This window comes from Streptomyces albus subsp. albus, from assembly GCF_000725885.1.
GTDB lineage: Bacteria > Actinomycetota > Actinomycetes > Streptomycetales > Streptomycetaceae > Streptomyces > Streptomyces albus.
This window is the reverse complement of the sequence record NZ_JODR01000009.1, coordinates 312,810-328,340: the sequence shown is the minus strand read 5'-3', so window position 1 is coordinate 328,340 and position 15,531 is coordinate 312,810. Positions and strand designations below refer to the sequence as shown.

1 protein-coding gene (cut by a window edge) is annotated in these 15,531 nt (G+C 74.7%); it reads left to right on the top strand.

From position 1 onward, the window contains the following. Window positions 1-15,531 carry the end of a hypothetical protein gene (locus IO40_RS36905; protein ID WP_033229494.1) on the top strand. Its footprint begins 54,129 nt before the window's first position, so 15,531 of the gene's 69,660 nt are visible here — the last part of the coding sequence; its start codon lies beyond the left edge, outside the window; the stop codon is at window positions 15,529-15,531.

Below are 15,531 nucleotides of genomic sequence, written 5' to 3'. Positions count from 1 at the left end.
GAGTTGCCGGAGGGGACGCTCACGCAGCCGACCTTCCGGGTGGACCAGCTCCAGGGCGCACGCCGGGACCGCCCGTCGATGGACGAGGGCCTGCCGGCGTCCTTCCGCACGCTGCCGGCCGGCCAGGTGCGGGTGCTGGCCGAGTACACAGGCCTGGCCGCGACAGCGACGCGGGAGAACGGGGCGCGCTTCGTGGAGACGACCACGCTGCGGATCGTCCAGGCGCGTGAAATCACCCCCCGCCGCGGAGAGGACCGACGCCCGTACTGGCACGTCAGGTTGGCGGACCTCGACGCGGACGCCTCCGGGCAGAGCACCGCTCCGCCGCCCGCGCCCCCGGGCCCGACGGCCGGAAACCCCGGCACGACCCGCCCCGGGGCGACCGGCTCGACCCACGGCCCAGGCCAGGGCCAGGACCGCGGCCAGGACCCGAGCGCCGGGAGCACGCAGGGCCGCAAGCGGAGGCGCGGCACCGAGGAGTCGCACGACGGCCGGCAGCGCCACGGCGAGGCCGCGCACCCCTCCCTCAGCGTGCGGGTGGCGCCGCAGGGATGGGAGCCCGGCGGCTTGCAGTGGCGGCAGGTGACCGGCAGCGACGGGCGACCCGTCGGCGAGGGCGTCTACCCGCAATCCGACTGGGCGGTCCGCTCCTTCTGGGACCAGGTGCCCCAGGTGCGGGAGGTCCGGCTGTGGCGGCGCACGCCGGCCGGCCGGTTGCAGACAGCCCGGACGACGGCACCCCGCACCGACCCGTCCCACGTGTACTTCTTCGGTTCGCACGCCGAGCCGCAGGCCCTCGCCTACGGGCGGGGCGCGGCAGTGCGCGCCCTGACCGCACGCGCCGGGACACAGGAGCTGTGGGCACTGCCCTGCAACCCCGGCGGGAACGCGGTGGCCGCGGCCGAGTTGACGCGGATGCTGCACGAGGCGCACGCCGCGGGCCTGCGCACCCGTGACTTCACCGCGGGCTCGGCACTCACACCCCCCGCGGGCCAGGGCCAGGCCCCGGTCCTCCACCTTCTGCTCGACGCGTCGGGCGGGCTGTCGTTCTGGCGGCTGACACACCCCGACGGCCGCGTCGAGCTGCACCCGCGTCCGGGTGAGCAGTTGACGTGGCAGGACGCGCACGAGTCCGAGTACCCGGACCGCCGGTACTGGAACGCGCCCGCGCAGAAGCAGCCCGCGCCGCCACGGCCCCTCGTCCCGCTCTACCCGGCGCTGTACGGGACGGCCGAGTACGCGGCCCAGGCGGAGCGGTACGAGGCGGCGCTGGGCAAGGTGTCGGACGCCTACCCGGCATGGCACGCGCCGGCGGCGGCCCGTGGACTGTGGAACTACCTGATCCAGCACTACGGCGACCGGGACCGGACCGCGCGGGTCTTCCTGGGCGACGGCGCGCGGTCCGCCGCACCCGCACAGGAGCTGGAGGACCTGCTGGACCGGTCGCCGCAGCGCAAGGAAGCCTTCACGGAGTTGTTCGTGCGGGCCGTCGGGTTCTCCGACCAGCCGAAGCCGTTCACACTGAGCAGGCTGTGGCGCGACCGGCCGCACCTCAACACGTTCAGGATCCCCACAGGCACACCGCGGGCCGTCCCCTACAGCGCCGCCGAGCGGGCGGAGCTGACCCGGCGCGGGCTGCGGCCGCGCAAGGGGCGTGCGGAGGCGACGCGCCGGTATTTCCAGGTGCTGCGCTTCCTTGAGGCGTCCTGGGTCGACCGGTCGGTGCTGCTGAACATCTGGCTGCTCGACAACCTGGCACGGCCGGACGGCCATTCGGCCTGGGAGATCGCGCGAGAGGGACAGGAGCTGGGCATACTCGACGAGTTCACGACCGACACGCGGGTGGTCGATGGCGCGTCCTTCTACGGCTGGCTGGAGACCGCCGTCGACCCGCGGAGTCACGCCGGCGCACTGTCCGACGCGCCCCTCGGGGATCTGCGGCTGCCGCACCGCGTGGTGTACCGCGCCGGATTGGGCAAGGAGGTGCTGGACGCTCCGCGGCTGGCGCGGATCACTCCGCTCTACCGCTACGACGCCGCACTCACGGCCGCCCTCGACATCGAACCGGAACGCCGGGCCGCCTACCGCCGCTGGCTGCGGCAGCACTTCGAACAGGGCCCCGTGCCGATGCTGCGCGCGAACCTCAACGACTCCCACGTGCAGGCCCTGTACCTGGGTAGTACGGATGGTGCGCTGCTGGATTCGCGGCTGCTGGAGGGCGAGGGCGTACCGCCCGGACTGGTGGAACGGGCCCTGCGGAAGGTGGAGCGGGTCTTCCAGGGGCAGGGCCGGTATCCGCGGACGCTGCTCGGCGACGCGCGCTTCGCCGCTCTCGCCGGCCGGGGCGCGGGCCTGCCGGAACTGCGCGCGCGGACCCGGGAGCTGTTCGCCGACCGCGCGTGGCTGGACACGCTGCGCACGCACACCGCGATGTGGCGGGAGGCGCTGTGGCGCCTGCCGACGCTTCCGCACGGCAGGCCGGGTTACTGGCTCGTGCCGGTGGAGGAGCTGCCGGCGCAGGGAGGCGTGTTGGAACTGCCGGCGGAGGGCACGGTGCTCCGTGACGTCGCCCTGCGCCAGGCCGCTGCCGCGGGGCGCCGTACGGTGGTGGTGTCGCTGGTGAACTCCACCGGCGTGGACATCTCCCCCTTCGCGGCGGACCCCGCCTCGGGGCAGCTCGTCAACTCCGCTCCGACCAGGGCGAAGCTGACGGAGGCGCCCGTCCTCGGCGTGATCGACGGTGTGGAGTACCTCTGGGCGGCGGCCCGGGAGGTGGAGAAGCCGCTGCCGGAGAAGGCGTGGCAGCGGGAGATCGTCTTCCGCCCGCTCTCCGATGCCCAGGGGAGGCCGCGCCACCTCGCCGGCTTCGACACGGTCGACTGGTACGTGCTTTCCGATGCCATGGGGAGAATCTCCTCGGCGACTGCGTACACGGTGGTCGACTGGAGCCGTACCCCGGTGGGCAGCACGCCGACGACCTGGGCCGGTCTCGCCTCCCAAGTCGTCTCCTACGGTGCTCACGGCACCGGTTGGGCCACGGAGGGCAACAGTCCCTTCGGGCTGCAGACCTTCGACAACCGGCGGTGGGGCCTCTTCCTCGGTCGTCAGCTGACGGGTCCGCGCATCGTGGCCCAGTCGTGCTACACGGCGGCCGACGGGGGCGGTCTCGTCAAGCCGTCCGCCGCCACGCAGGTGGCCGACGCGATGCGGCGCGGTGTCGACGCCCCGACGGTCAGGGTCAGGGGAGGCGGCCGCACGAACGCCCTCCAGTTGGTGCGGGAGCCGGGCCAAGCGGCGCCGGAGTGGAAGCACCACGAGCCGCGCACCGTGCGGGAGGTGGCGCGGCAGCTGCGGGACGCGGCGCGCAGTGCGGCCGGGCGGCCGACGCTGCCGCAGGAGCTGTACGGGCTGCCCGGCTGGATGGAGGCGGCCGAGCGGTACGAGACGGCGCTGGTCGAGGTGTGGACGCGCGACCCCGAGGTGCTGGCGGTGGCGAAGCGCGGACTGGGCACCGTGTGGGACAAGAGGACGCCCGAGGACGAGCTGCACAGGAGGGTCGCGCGGGCCCTGTCACTGCCGGAGAGCACCGACCCGCAGCGGCTCGATACGGAGGTGCGGCGGCTGGCCGACCCCGCCTCGCGGGCCGACCTGCACCAGGTGATGGCTCTCTTCGTCGTGATCTCCGTCTACCCTCAGGCGATTCCCGCGCCGAGACCGGCGGACGCGGCGGAGCGGGCCGCGGTCGACAGGTGGCGCGCGGAGCGAGGCGTTCCCATGGTGACCGGCAGGCGCACGCCGGCTCTCGCCCCCATCGAGCAGTTCAGGGAGACCGTCACTCATGCGGAAGGTGACGTGTCGCTGTTCCGTGAGGCGGTCCTGGCGCACATGCGGCACCGGAACTCGCTCTACGAGATGCTTCACCTGGCGACCGAGTACATGGGTGGCCGCTTCAACGGCGACAACGACGCGCGGGAGGCCGCCGCGCTGTTCGGCGGTGGCGCGGAGCTGTACCGGGGTCTGGACGAGCTGTCCCGCCCGCGGGAGCGGACCACCGACCCGGACCTGTTGGCGCGCCTGCGGCTGCCGCACGAGGTGGTGTACGAGCAGACGGCCACCCCGCAGGAGAGGAAGCTGCCGGAGTTCGAGGGGCTGAGCCTGGCATACCGGATCGCGCTGGCGCGGCTGGAGGCGGCGGGAGACGCCGGCCGGCTGTCGCCGCTGGACCGGGCGATGGCGGGCGAGGCGCTGGTGGAGCTGGCGTCGCGGCCGGACCGGCAGCCGGTGCGGGCGCGGGTGCTGGGCGAGGTGCCCGCGTCGTCGTGGGAGCGCGTGCGTGTCGTCGAGGCGCTGCCGTTCGACGCCGGGCACACCGACGAACAGGCTGCGCGGGACGCGGCGAGTGATCCGCGGAACGCGGCCGGGCCCGGCCGCGTGCGGGCCGTGTACGACGTGCTGGAGTCGCAGGCCCCGCGGGTGCCCGGCGGCATGGTGCGGTACGCGGAGCACACCGAGCTGCGCGTGGTGTTCGTGCAGGTGATCGAGCCGGCCGCCGGCTCGGACCGTCGCCCGTACGTCCACATGATCGTGGAGGAGCTCGACCCGTACCTCCCGTTGCCCGGCGCCCTCGAACCGCCGCAGCCGGACGACGGCGGACCGGCCCAGGGCAGCAGCGGCCCGGTCCAGAAGGACGCTTCCGGCGTCGGCAAGAAGTCGTCCGGCGGCACCAAGTCCGCACTGGGCAAGTGGAAGCTGCCCTTCGGGAAGAAGAAGGGCGGCAGCGGTCAGCGGAAGAGCGGCATGAGCGAGGCGGCCGGCGCCGGGCGGGGTGTGACCCTGTCCGCGGCCGGGCCGGGGGGTACGGCGGCGGAGCTGGGAAGGGACGGCAGCGGGCGCGGCCTCTGGACGGACACCGACCCGTGGACGGAACTGTCAGGACCCGCCCCCGCCTCCACCCCCGACCCCGCTTCCGGCGAGGTCCCCGTGCGGTACCCCGCCTTCTACCGGCCAGCCCCGGACAGTACCGTCCACGGCTCGCCGTCGGCGCACGACGACTACGTGCTGGCCCAGCGCCGGTACGAGCGTGCCCTCGCGGAGGCCGTGCTGCCGGAGCTGAATCTCGGCCTCGCGGTGCGGGACTTCGCCGAGCGGCTGTGGGACCGCCTGGCGCGGGACCGCTCCGTCCCCCGCGAGAAGGCCGCGGAGGCGTTCGTCGAGGACGGCCGCCTGGAGGTGTTCCGGGCAGCGCTGGAGAAGTGGGAGCGCCGTCCGACCTCGCTGAAGCTGCTGGTGTCGATGGTGGCCTCGGCCGCCTACGGCAATCCCGACGCGTCCTCGACACTGGACGGGCTGTGGCGGGAGCGGCCGGAGCTGAACACCACGGGCGTGCCCACGGGGATTCCGGAGACCGAGCCGTACACCGCGCAGGAGCGTGCCCGGCTGGAGAGCCTCGGGCACCTGCTGTCCGAGGGCCCGGCCGCGGAGGTGCGGCGCCTGCTCCAGGTGGCACGGGCGCTGGGCTTCGGCCACGGTGACCTCGTACTGATCCGGCAGGCGCTGGTGGCCGTGGGCGTGGCCCAGGGCGATCACACGCTGGTGGACGGGCTGGTGGCGTCCCAGCAGGTGGTGCGGGACGAGAACGAGCCCGATCCGTACGCGGTGGACGCGGCCGGACTGCACGGTTGGGTGGAGGGGGCGTTCGCCCCACGCCGGGCGCTGCGGCTGCCGCACGAGGAGACGTACTGGCGGCAGGTGACGCGGCGCGGCCTGGTGCCCGCCGGGGCCGTGGAGACGGTGCGGCGGCTGACGGGCGCGGCCTCGGGCGCGCACCACTGGACGCTGGGCGACGGGGAACGCCGCGCCGCGTGGCAGGAGTGGGTGCTGGCCCACCGCAAGCCGTCGTTGGTGCGCGCCAACCTCAAGCCGGGGCATCTGGCGGCGCTGTACCTGGCGCCAGGGAACCGGGTGCTATTCGCGGACGGGGACGATCCGGCGGCCCTGGACCGGCGCCGGGAGCGCACCCTGGACGCGGTACGGAGGGAGTTCGTCACCGGCCGGCACCGCTACCCGTCGCTGCTGGAGGCCGACCGGGCGTTCCACGGCGCGGCCGAGCGGGCCCGGCGCCAGCCGCGCCCCGCTGCCTCCGACGCCGCGACCGACCCGCTGCTGGGCGAACTTCTGGCCGCCATTGGGCGGTTGCTCGACGACCCCGCATGGCGGGCGGACGTCGCGGCTCACGCCGCGATCACGGCGGAGGCGCTGACGCTGCTGCCCGTCCACGGACGGCGCGCCCACCTGGCCGAGACGGTGTCCGCGAGGGACGTCCCCGCGGTGGGCGACGGTGTCGTACGCGACGCGTTCTCCGCGCTGTCGGCCGGCCCGGAGAGTGCCTTGGCCGATCTGTTCGGCGCGGACCCAGCCGCGGGCACGGGGGAGAGCGTGGTGCTGCTGCGTGAGGTGCGCGGCATCACGAGCGGTGCGCCCGGCTCCTCCGGCGTCAACGTCGCGCCGTTCGCCCAGGACCCCGCCGCGGGGGCGGTGCTGTACCCGGCGCGGACCCGGTTCACCATCGTCGCCGTCGAACCGTTCCTCGACCTCGGGGAGGGCCGGACCGGCTACCGCGTGGTCGAGGAGGAGGTGCCCTCGCCGCTGCCGGAGCAGCGGGGCGACCAACTGCTCGTCACGCGCCGCGTGACCGCGCCGGGCCGCCCGGACGGCACGAGCCGCACCTTTGGTGGCGTCGCCCTCTACAACGAACGTGACTGGTACGGCCGCTACTGGCGTCTTGAGAACCAGTCGTGGGCGGACACCGTGCCACAGTTGCTGGACACCCGGCGGTTCCGGATCACCACCGAGGACGACGAGGTGCTGTCCGTCGGGCGGGGCGAGTGGCCGCTCGACAGCGCGGTGGCGGTGCTGCACGGTTCCGCCCAGTACGGGTTCCAGGCCGTCACCCGGTTCGGCCGCGCTGTCCTCGACTCCTCCACCGTGGGCCGGTACCTGGGCCCGCTGCTCGACGGACCCGTGCGGGTGTGGGCGTGCGAGGCGGACGCGGAGCAGCCCGGCACCAGCAGTCAGGGGCAGGGGTTCGCCGACCAGGGGCGCACGGTGGTCTTCACGGCGAACGTGCCGATGCGCCTCGATCCCCCGGGGACGGATGACGCCGAGACCGGGGTGTCGCTCGTCAACGCGCCCGGTGGGCCCGAGCCGCGCTGGGCGCGGCACGCCCCGAGGGAGCGTGCCGCCGTCGAGGAGGAGCAGGCCCGGCTGGTCCGCCCGTTCTGGCGGCAGGGACCGGGCGGCGGCTTCGCGGCCGTGTACCGCGACGCGGCCTACGATCCGTTCGCCTTCGAGCGGGAGGCGGGCCGGACGCTCGCGCGGAGTGAGCGCGTGCTGCGGGCGGCGCGCTGGGCGGGACTGCGGGTCGGCGGGCACCTGCCGGGCTCCGGCCCCTCCGAGGCACTGGAAGGCGCCGACGCCACACTGCTGGACGACGCGTCGGCCGTGCGCAGGGCGACGGTACCGGAGCTGGTGGAGGCGCTGGCGGCCGTACTGCTGCCGGAGCCGGCCCCCGCGCACCCGCCCCTGTCGGTGCGGGACGCGGGCAACCCCGAGTTGTTCGCCGAACGCGGCATCCCCTACGGGCGGGGCGGCTGGGTGCCGTTCCACATCCTGGAGGCGTACCGGAACATCCCCGGCGTGGACGGCGCCGAACTGCGCGGCCTCCTCATGGCGTTGATCGCAGCGCTGCTCCCGGAGGGCAAGGCGTCGCTCGCGGAGATCGTCTTCGCCTGGCACCGTGTGGACGTGCCGGGGCGTACGGACACCGAGGAGAGCGCCGAGCGGGCGGCACTGGCCGGTGACGCGGCCGAGTTCTACGGCTGGGCCCGCGAGGAGCTGACCCCCTGGGCGGAGGCGGTGGGCGTCCTGCCGCTGCCGCACGAGACGGCGTTCCTGCACCGGCTGCGGGAGCGTGGCCTGACACCGGCGTGGGGGGTGACGGGGGTCCGCACCGACGCCGTGCTCGGTGACGCGCACGTGGCGGCGCTGCACCTGGCCGAGGAGTGGCACGAGGCCGGGCTGCGCACCACGGACGAGGGCCCGGCGTGGGGCGAGCCGCTGCGGCGGAGCGTGCGCCGCTGGCTGGACGGCGAGCAGCCGCGTACGGCGCTGCCGAAGCTGCTGCGTGAGCAGCAAGGCTTCCGGCAGCTCGCCGACGGCGTCGAGGCGGCGCGCACGTCGTGGGCGCCGGGACGCTCCGGGCGCGTGCAGACCGCACAAGCCGCCTTGCTGCGCCGGCTGGACGGCTTCCTCACCGAGCTGCGTGAGCTGCGCCCCGAGGTGGCGGCAATGGGGCAGGCGGCGCTGGAGATGCTGCCTCCGGTGAAGGCCACGGTGTGGTGGGCCGGCCGCGTCCCGGTCGGCCCGGACGGCCGCGTGGCGGCGCAGACCGTCCGGATGACGGAGGACCGCCTGCACCTGGACGAGCGCCAGGCGCGGCGGGCGCTGCGCGCCGAGCAGGCGAGGCAGCAGCCGGGGACGCTGCCCGCGCTGGTCGCCGTGGAGGGGTCCGGGGCCCGCCAGGTGTCCGCCGACACGGCCCGCTACGCCCGTCCGGCCTGGCTGGACGTGAAGGAGCTGTCGGTGCGCGGCGGGATTCTCCGTGGCCGACTGGCGGAGAGCGCGCCGCTGCCGGCGGTGCGCCCGGCGGCGGCCGAGACCGCCGAGCGGGTCGCCGGGGCCACCGTCCAGCGGAGGAGCTGGGGTGCGCCGCGGCCGGTCGAGCGGGACATCCGCGGCGTCGGCGGCGGCTGGATCGGGGTGGACAGGGACCTTCCGCTCCGGCAGGCGCTGCGGGCGCAGGCGGTGCCGCTGCTGTCCGGCTTCGACCGGTACGTCGCGTGGGCGAAGGACCCGGACGGTGTTCCGGTCGGGTTCGAACGGAGGATGCCCGACCTGGGCGGGCTGCGTGCCGCCTACTTCGTCGGGGAGGAGGCCACCTCCGACGACGTGGTGGCGCTGGGCCGCCGGGCCGTCGCCGAGGGCTACGGCGCCGTGGCGCTGATGTCCTGCCACCCCGGTGACAGCCTGGAGGAGACCGAGCGCCGGGTGCGGTACGTGGCCGAACGGGTGCCCGCGCTGGAGGGCCTGCTGCTGCCGGACGGCCGGGTGGCCGTCGCGCCGCGCGACAAGGACGGGCGTCCGGCGGCTCCGCACCTGGACTTCGACGAGCACGGACGAGCCACGTCCTGGCTGTTCTACGAGCGCACCACCAACCGGTTGCGGCGCGTCGCCGGCGAACGCCTGCCGGGCCTGCCGCGCCGCCACTACCCCGGCCCGGACCTGTGGAACGGCCCGCGCGCGGCTGCCGCATCCCCGCCCCGGGACCGCTTCCCCGCCCTCTCCGCGCGGGAGGACTACCAGAAGCTGAGCCGGGACTGGCAGGCGGCCGTGGCACGGGTGCTGGCACACGATACGGCGGTGCTGGACTCGGTGCGGGCCGTGCTGGCGGAGGTGTACCGGATCTACCAGCACGCCTTCAAACAGGACGCGGCGCTGCTTTTCGCCGACCCCGCGCGGCGGACATCGCCGGGGAGGCAGTTGGAGCGGCTGCTGGACACGCGGTCCGGAGCGCCGCTCCACACGATGATGGACGCGCTGCTCCGCGCGACCTACGCGCACCCGCACCTTCCCCATGCGCTGGAAAAGCTGTGGACACAGGACCGCGACCAGCGGCCGGCCAAGGCACCGGACTTCCCCGGCCGGCCCCCGTCCGACCCGGTGGGGACCGCCGAGTGGCTGCTCGGCCTCTACCAGGCCCTCGACGTGGAGGGCGGGAGCCTTCCAAGGTTCTCCGAGGCGGTGCTGGCGTACTGGACCGACCCGGCCGGGTCGGACGTGGTCGAGCCGCAGCCGGTTGCGGAGATTCTGAGGGCCGCCCGCCGTGCCGGGCTCCCGGGCGTGCCGAAGCAGCCGATGGACCCGGCGCGGATGCACGCGTGGCTGGACTCCGAACTCGCCCCGCGGGACCGCATCACCGACGGCCGCGTCCCGGCGGAGCAGTTCGGTCCGGGCACCGACACCTGGCGGGAACTGCGGCTGCCGCACGAGGCGTTCCACCTCACCGACCCGCGCCTGGGTACGGAGTTCCTTGCGCGGATGGGCGACATCGCGACCGTGGTCGGGCTGGCCGACGGGCCCGCCTACGTCACCGCCGAGGGCGACCCGGACGAGGAGGAACGCCGCGAAGCACTGCTCGACTGGAGGGTGCGCCACGAGTCGGCGGAGCTGCTGGACAACGTACGCGCCGGGCACGTCCCCGCCTTCCACCTGGCCGGGAACGCCTCCGACCGGGCGTTGATGCGGCAGGCCCTGGTGGACCGCGACCGGCTGCCGGAGACGGCCGAGGCCGTGGTGCGGGAGGCGTTCGCGTCGGGGGGTGAGCAGCCGGAGCTCTTCCACAGGGACGACCGGTTCGCACGTCTCCTCGACGCCGCCCGCGAGGTGGCCGCACGGGGTGGAGCTGCCGGAGAGGCCCGAGTCCGGCGGGCTGTCGACAAGCTGGCGTCCCACGCGGCGCGTCTCGCCGAGGAGACGGCGGACGACATCGCCGGTTACGCGGAACTCGCCCGCGAGGCCGAACTGCTGCCGCCGCTGCGCGGCACCGAGCGGTGGTTCACCTGGGAGCCGGGCACCGTGGACGCCCCGACGTCCTACGCCCTCGGCGGGCCCCGCGGCGTGGTCGAACGGTCCCCGCTGGAGGCGGGAACGGTGCTGGGCGAGGACGCCGTACTGGAGAGCAATCTGTCCGGCCCCGCACAACCGAGGGGGCACCATCCGGTGGTGTGGCAGGTGCTGGACGAGCGGGAGAGCGACGGAACCGCCTTCGCCGCCTCGTCCTCCGCGCGGCTGATCGCGCCCTTCGTGGCGAACCCGGGCGAGGGCACGACGCTCATCGTCGACCCGACGCGGTACGACGTGCGCTCCGTCGAGGTGCGCCGCGACGAGCACACCGGCCGGCGGTACGCGGTGGTCACCCTCCGCGAGCGCCCGAGGGTGCCGTCCGGTCGGCCCTGGGACGAGGACCTCGTCCTGCACCCGGTGCGGTACGAGGGCGTCCCCGTCGGGCTGAGCACCCTCCCTGTCGCCGAACACCTGCCCGTCGCCCGCGAGCTGGCCCGGTTCGGTGAGGTGAGCGGCTACCGGGTCCTTGACACGAAGACCGGGCTCCCGAACGTCCCGGGACCGGCCATCGCCCTCCCGGTGAGCAGGGCCGGACGCGTCCCCCTGCACCTCGACGTCACCGGGGACACGGCGTCGGCCGGCTCCCGCTACGGGCGCAAGCGCGTCGGCGGCCTCGAACTCGGTCGCGGCGTCGACCGGTCGCTCCGGGCCCGCGGCGTGCCGGGCGACGTCGCCGTCTTCCTCCTCCGCGGCGGGTCCGCCACCGCCGGGCGGGAACACGGCGCCGGGTTCGCACAGCGGTTCGCCGACGGCAGCACCCGGCCGACGGCGGCCCCGACGGCGACGTTCCGACTGCTGCACCCCGACGACGCGCGGGACGCCGCTGCCGTGGCCGAGCTGGGCGACGAGCTGTCCCGGCCCCAGCTCGGCCTCGTCCCCGACGCGGACAACCCGTCACCGTCCGTCCAGGAGTTCCTGCCGGGCACCGTCCCGTCCACGGACGGCCTCGCCACGGGTCACGGCGGCGCGCTCCCGAGGTGGAGCGGAAGTGGCGTGAAGCCCGGCACCCGAGCCAGGTGGGACGCCGAGTTCGAGACCGCGCTGGGCAACGCCCTGCGGCAGAACCCGTGGTCGGCCGCCGTGGCCCGGGAGGCCGCCCGGGCCGTCGTCGGTGCCGATCGCGTCCCCGCGGACGCGGACCTGAACGTGAGCCTCAACACTTTTGCGAACGCCGCGGTGCCGCACCTCGGGAAGTACCGCGCCCTGGACAGGCAGCCGGTGCCGGAGGCCGCATGGTGGGAGGCCGACCGGCGCGGGCTGCGGGTGGTCAGCGGGGCGGGCCACCTGCCCAGGGCGCTGATGAAGCAGTACCGGCGCAGGTTCCGCCCCGACCGCGAAAACCTGATGCGCTTCCGCAACGCGGTACTGGCATGGCTGCTGCCCGCAGGCACCTACTCGCTGTACGACCTGCTCAAGGCGTTCCACGAGGCCGGCGTCTGGTTCGGGCCGGCGGAACGGGCACTGGTCCAGTTCGGCACCGGCCCGCAACTGCACCACTGGGCGCAGCCGCACTTCTCCCAGGCGCAACGCCGCTCCGGTGCACCCGTTGTGCGTACGGCACGGGACAGGGCCTACCAGCAGCGCACCCGGGGGATCGCCCCCTACGCCCAGGAAGACCCCGGCGCGGTCGCGGTGCACCTGTTGAGCGGACCCGGCCGGGGGCTGCTGCGCATCGACGAGGGGCAGTTGACGCCGCAGCGGCTGCGGCGGCTGGCCCGGCAGTACCTCGACGGCCACGAGAACCACCGCGCACCGCTGCCCGAACTGCTGACGAGTGACGCGAAGGTGCGGGAGACGCTCGACGCGTTGGACGCGGCCCGCGACGCGTTCGGTCCCGGCAGCGCCCAGACCGCGCTGCGGCGGAGCGACGCGCTGGCGGCGGTGGAGGAGCTGCTGCCGACGCTGAGGGCGGAGATCCCCGAGCACCAGGAGCGGGCGCGCCGAGAGCTGGCGTCGCGGGATCCGATCGCGACCACGATGTGGTGGGTGTCGGCCCAGCCGGGCCGTCTCCGGGGCCGTCCCGGCGATCCACTGCCCGGCAGACTGGATGCGGTGCGCGTCCGGTGGGCCCATCAGCTCCTGGCCGAACGGGACACCGCGGAGCGCAAACCCGAGCGCAGCCTCCGCGAGGGCGAGCACCGGGTGGTGTACGAGGTGCTGCCCAGCGAGGGTTCCTCCGCCCGCCCCGGCGCGATCGGTGCCCGGCAGGGGCTCTACTTCCGGGACACGACTCTCGTGGTGCTGAGTCGTACCGTCGAGAGCGACGCCAACGGCGAACTCTACGAGTACGTGCAGGTCCAGGAGAGCAACACCGAATCCGCGCCGGCCCCGGGGTCGGCCCCGGAGTGGGAGTCGGAGAGCGACTCCGCGACGACGGCCGAGCCGGAACCGTGGGCCGATCCAGAGCCGTCGGCCGGCCCCGTGCGGGAGGGCGGACCCGTGCGGGAAAGCGGCCCCGTGCCGGTGGCCGGGAGTGCCACGTCGGGGCCGGGGCCGGTGAAGGAGCCGATGCCGGAGCCGGTGGAGGAGTCGGCGCCTGGGCCGGTTGCCGAGTCCGGGGCCGTGCCGGTGGCCGAGGCCGAGCCCGTACCCGTGCCGGAGTCCGTCGGTGGGGGGAACTCGCCGGTGGTCGAGCCGGAACCCGTGCCGGAGTCGGCGCCTGAGCCGATGGTTGAGCCGGAGCCCGAACCGGTGGTCGAGCGTGCGTCGGGGCCGTCGTCGGCGCCTGGGCCGGAGACCGGTTTGGGATGGGAGAGGATGCTGTTCGAGCGGGCTGAGGCACGCGCAAGGTTCCGGGACCAGAGGACGTCGCCGTCTGCGCCGCGTCAGAAGCACGCCGACGTGGAGGGCGAACCGGCGGCCGGGGCCGAGCGGGCTTCCGCCAAGGCGAGCGAGCCGGAGCCGGTGGCGGCGCCGGTGGTCGAGCCCAGGCCGGTGCCGGAACCGGTGGTTGAGCCGAAGCCCGTGCCGAAGCCGGAGCCCGAACCGGTGGTCGAGCGTGCGCCGGTGGTCGAGCCGGAACCGGTGGTTGGGCCGGTGGTCGTGCCCGAGCCAGTGCCGGAGCCCGAGCCGGTGGCGGCGCCGGTGGTTGAGCCCGAGCCGGTGGTCGAGCCCGAGCACTTGGTCCCGTCGGAGCGCGGGTCGGAGCGTGAGAGGCGGGCTGCACCGCAGTCGGAGCTGGCCGGGCGCGTGCCGGAGCCGGAGGGGCGTGCCCTCTCGGACCCGGACCCGGAGCCGGTCTCGGAGCCGGTCTCGGACTCGGAGCCGGAGCCGGCGCCGAGGCCGACGTCGGGGACTGCCGACACGGTGGCGACCGGCGCGTCCTGGGAGGCCGCGCGCGCTCAGGCACGTGAAGAGGCGCGGTCCCGGAAGGCGGCTGACGAGACGCAACCGGCGTCGGCGACCGACGCCGCCGCGGCGCGCACGTCCGAGACCGAGCCGGTCTCCGCCCAAGCCCAGGACCCGGTACGGACGCAGGATCGGGAGCCGGAGCCGGTGCCCGAGTCGCCGGACGAGTCGGATTCCGGTGAGGAGTCGGAGTCCTCCTCGGAGGAGCAGAGTTCTTCCTCCGAGGAGGAGAGTTCTTCCTCAGGGGAGGAGAGTTCCTCCGAGGAGGAGGGTCCCGCCGAGGCGCGGGTGCGGGTTCCGGTGCCGGTGGCCGGGACAGAACCGGTGCGGCGGCCGGAAGCCGTCCAGCAGTCCGGATCTGCCAAGACGCCGATGTCTGACCGTGCGCCCGGACGAGCACGCGAAGCGGAACCGGTGCCCGAGCCCGAGCGGGCCGCCGTTCCCGGGCGGACAGCAGGCACCGAGTCGGAGTCCGAGTCCGCGTCCGAGTCCGAGTCGGAGTCGGGCCAGGAGTCCGTGACAGAGTCGGCACCGGCACAGGCACAGGCACAGGCACCGGCACAGGCGCCGATACCGGTGCGTCCCGTCCAGCAGGGAGCCGGCCGCCGCGATCCCGAACCCCGCGGGGCGCAAAGGGCCGTTGCCGGACGGGAGGGGGCGCAAAGGTCGGAAGGCAGGCCGGACACGAGCAGGAATCCGGCTTCCGACGGGCTCCGGCGGGAAACGGAGCAGGCCCGGGCCGCGGGCCGACCGGAGTCGCGGCGGAGTGCCGGGCACGGTCAGGCCGGCGAGGTGACGCGGGAACCCGTGGGGGGAGGCCGGACGCCACGCAGGGTGTGGCATCGGCTCCTGGTCGTCGGCGACGACGAGGTGAGCCGCAACCGGGCGATGAGCGATGTCCAGCCCGATGTGTGGTCGCGGATGCTTCCGTTGGCCAAGCGGCTGTTCAAGGTGAAGGCGGCCGTTTTCTGGGAGGGCGAGCGGGGCCGCGAGTCCGCGGTCCGGCGGTCGTTGCGTCCCCTCTTCGGGCACAGGCCGGTGTTCTACGTCTCTCAGCACGGTGGTGCCGGGTCCGGCGATGTGGTGAGGAAGGCGGGCGAACTCCTCGACATGTCGTACGCGGGGACGTTGGTGATCCTGGGGCCGCCGGCCGTGACGGAGGCGGAGGCCGCCCGTGCGAAGGAGAGCGATGAGGTACTCGCCGAGCGGTACGAGGTGGATGTGCTGCGGGTGGCCGTCGAGTGGGCTGTCGCGAAGGCTCCCGACGGGGCACCGCTGCTGCACCTCCGTCGCCGGCACGGCGACCAGCGGTGGTGGAAGGTTACCCGGTGGAGCGGGAGTGAGCGCCGCCGTGTGCCTGGCCCTTCCTCGACCGCACACCGCGTGCGCTACCCGGAGGCCGAGGAGTGGGCCTTGTGGAGCGGCGCCCGTGACGACCACTGA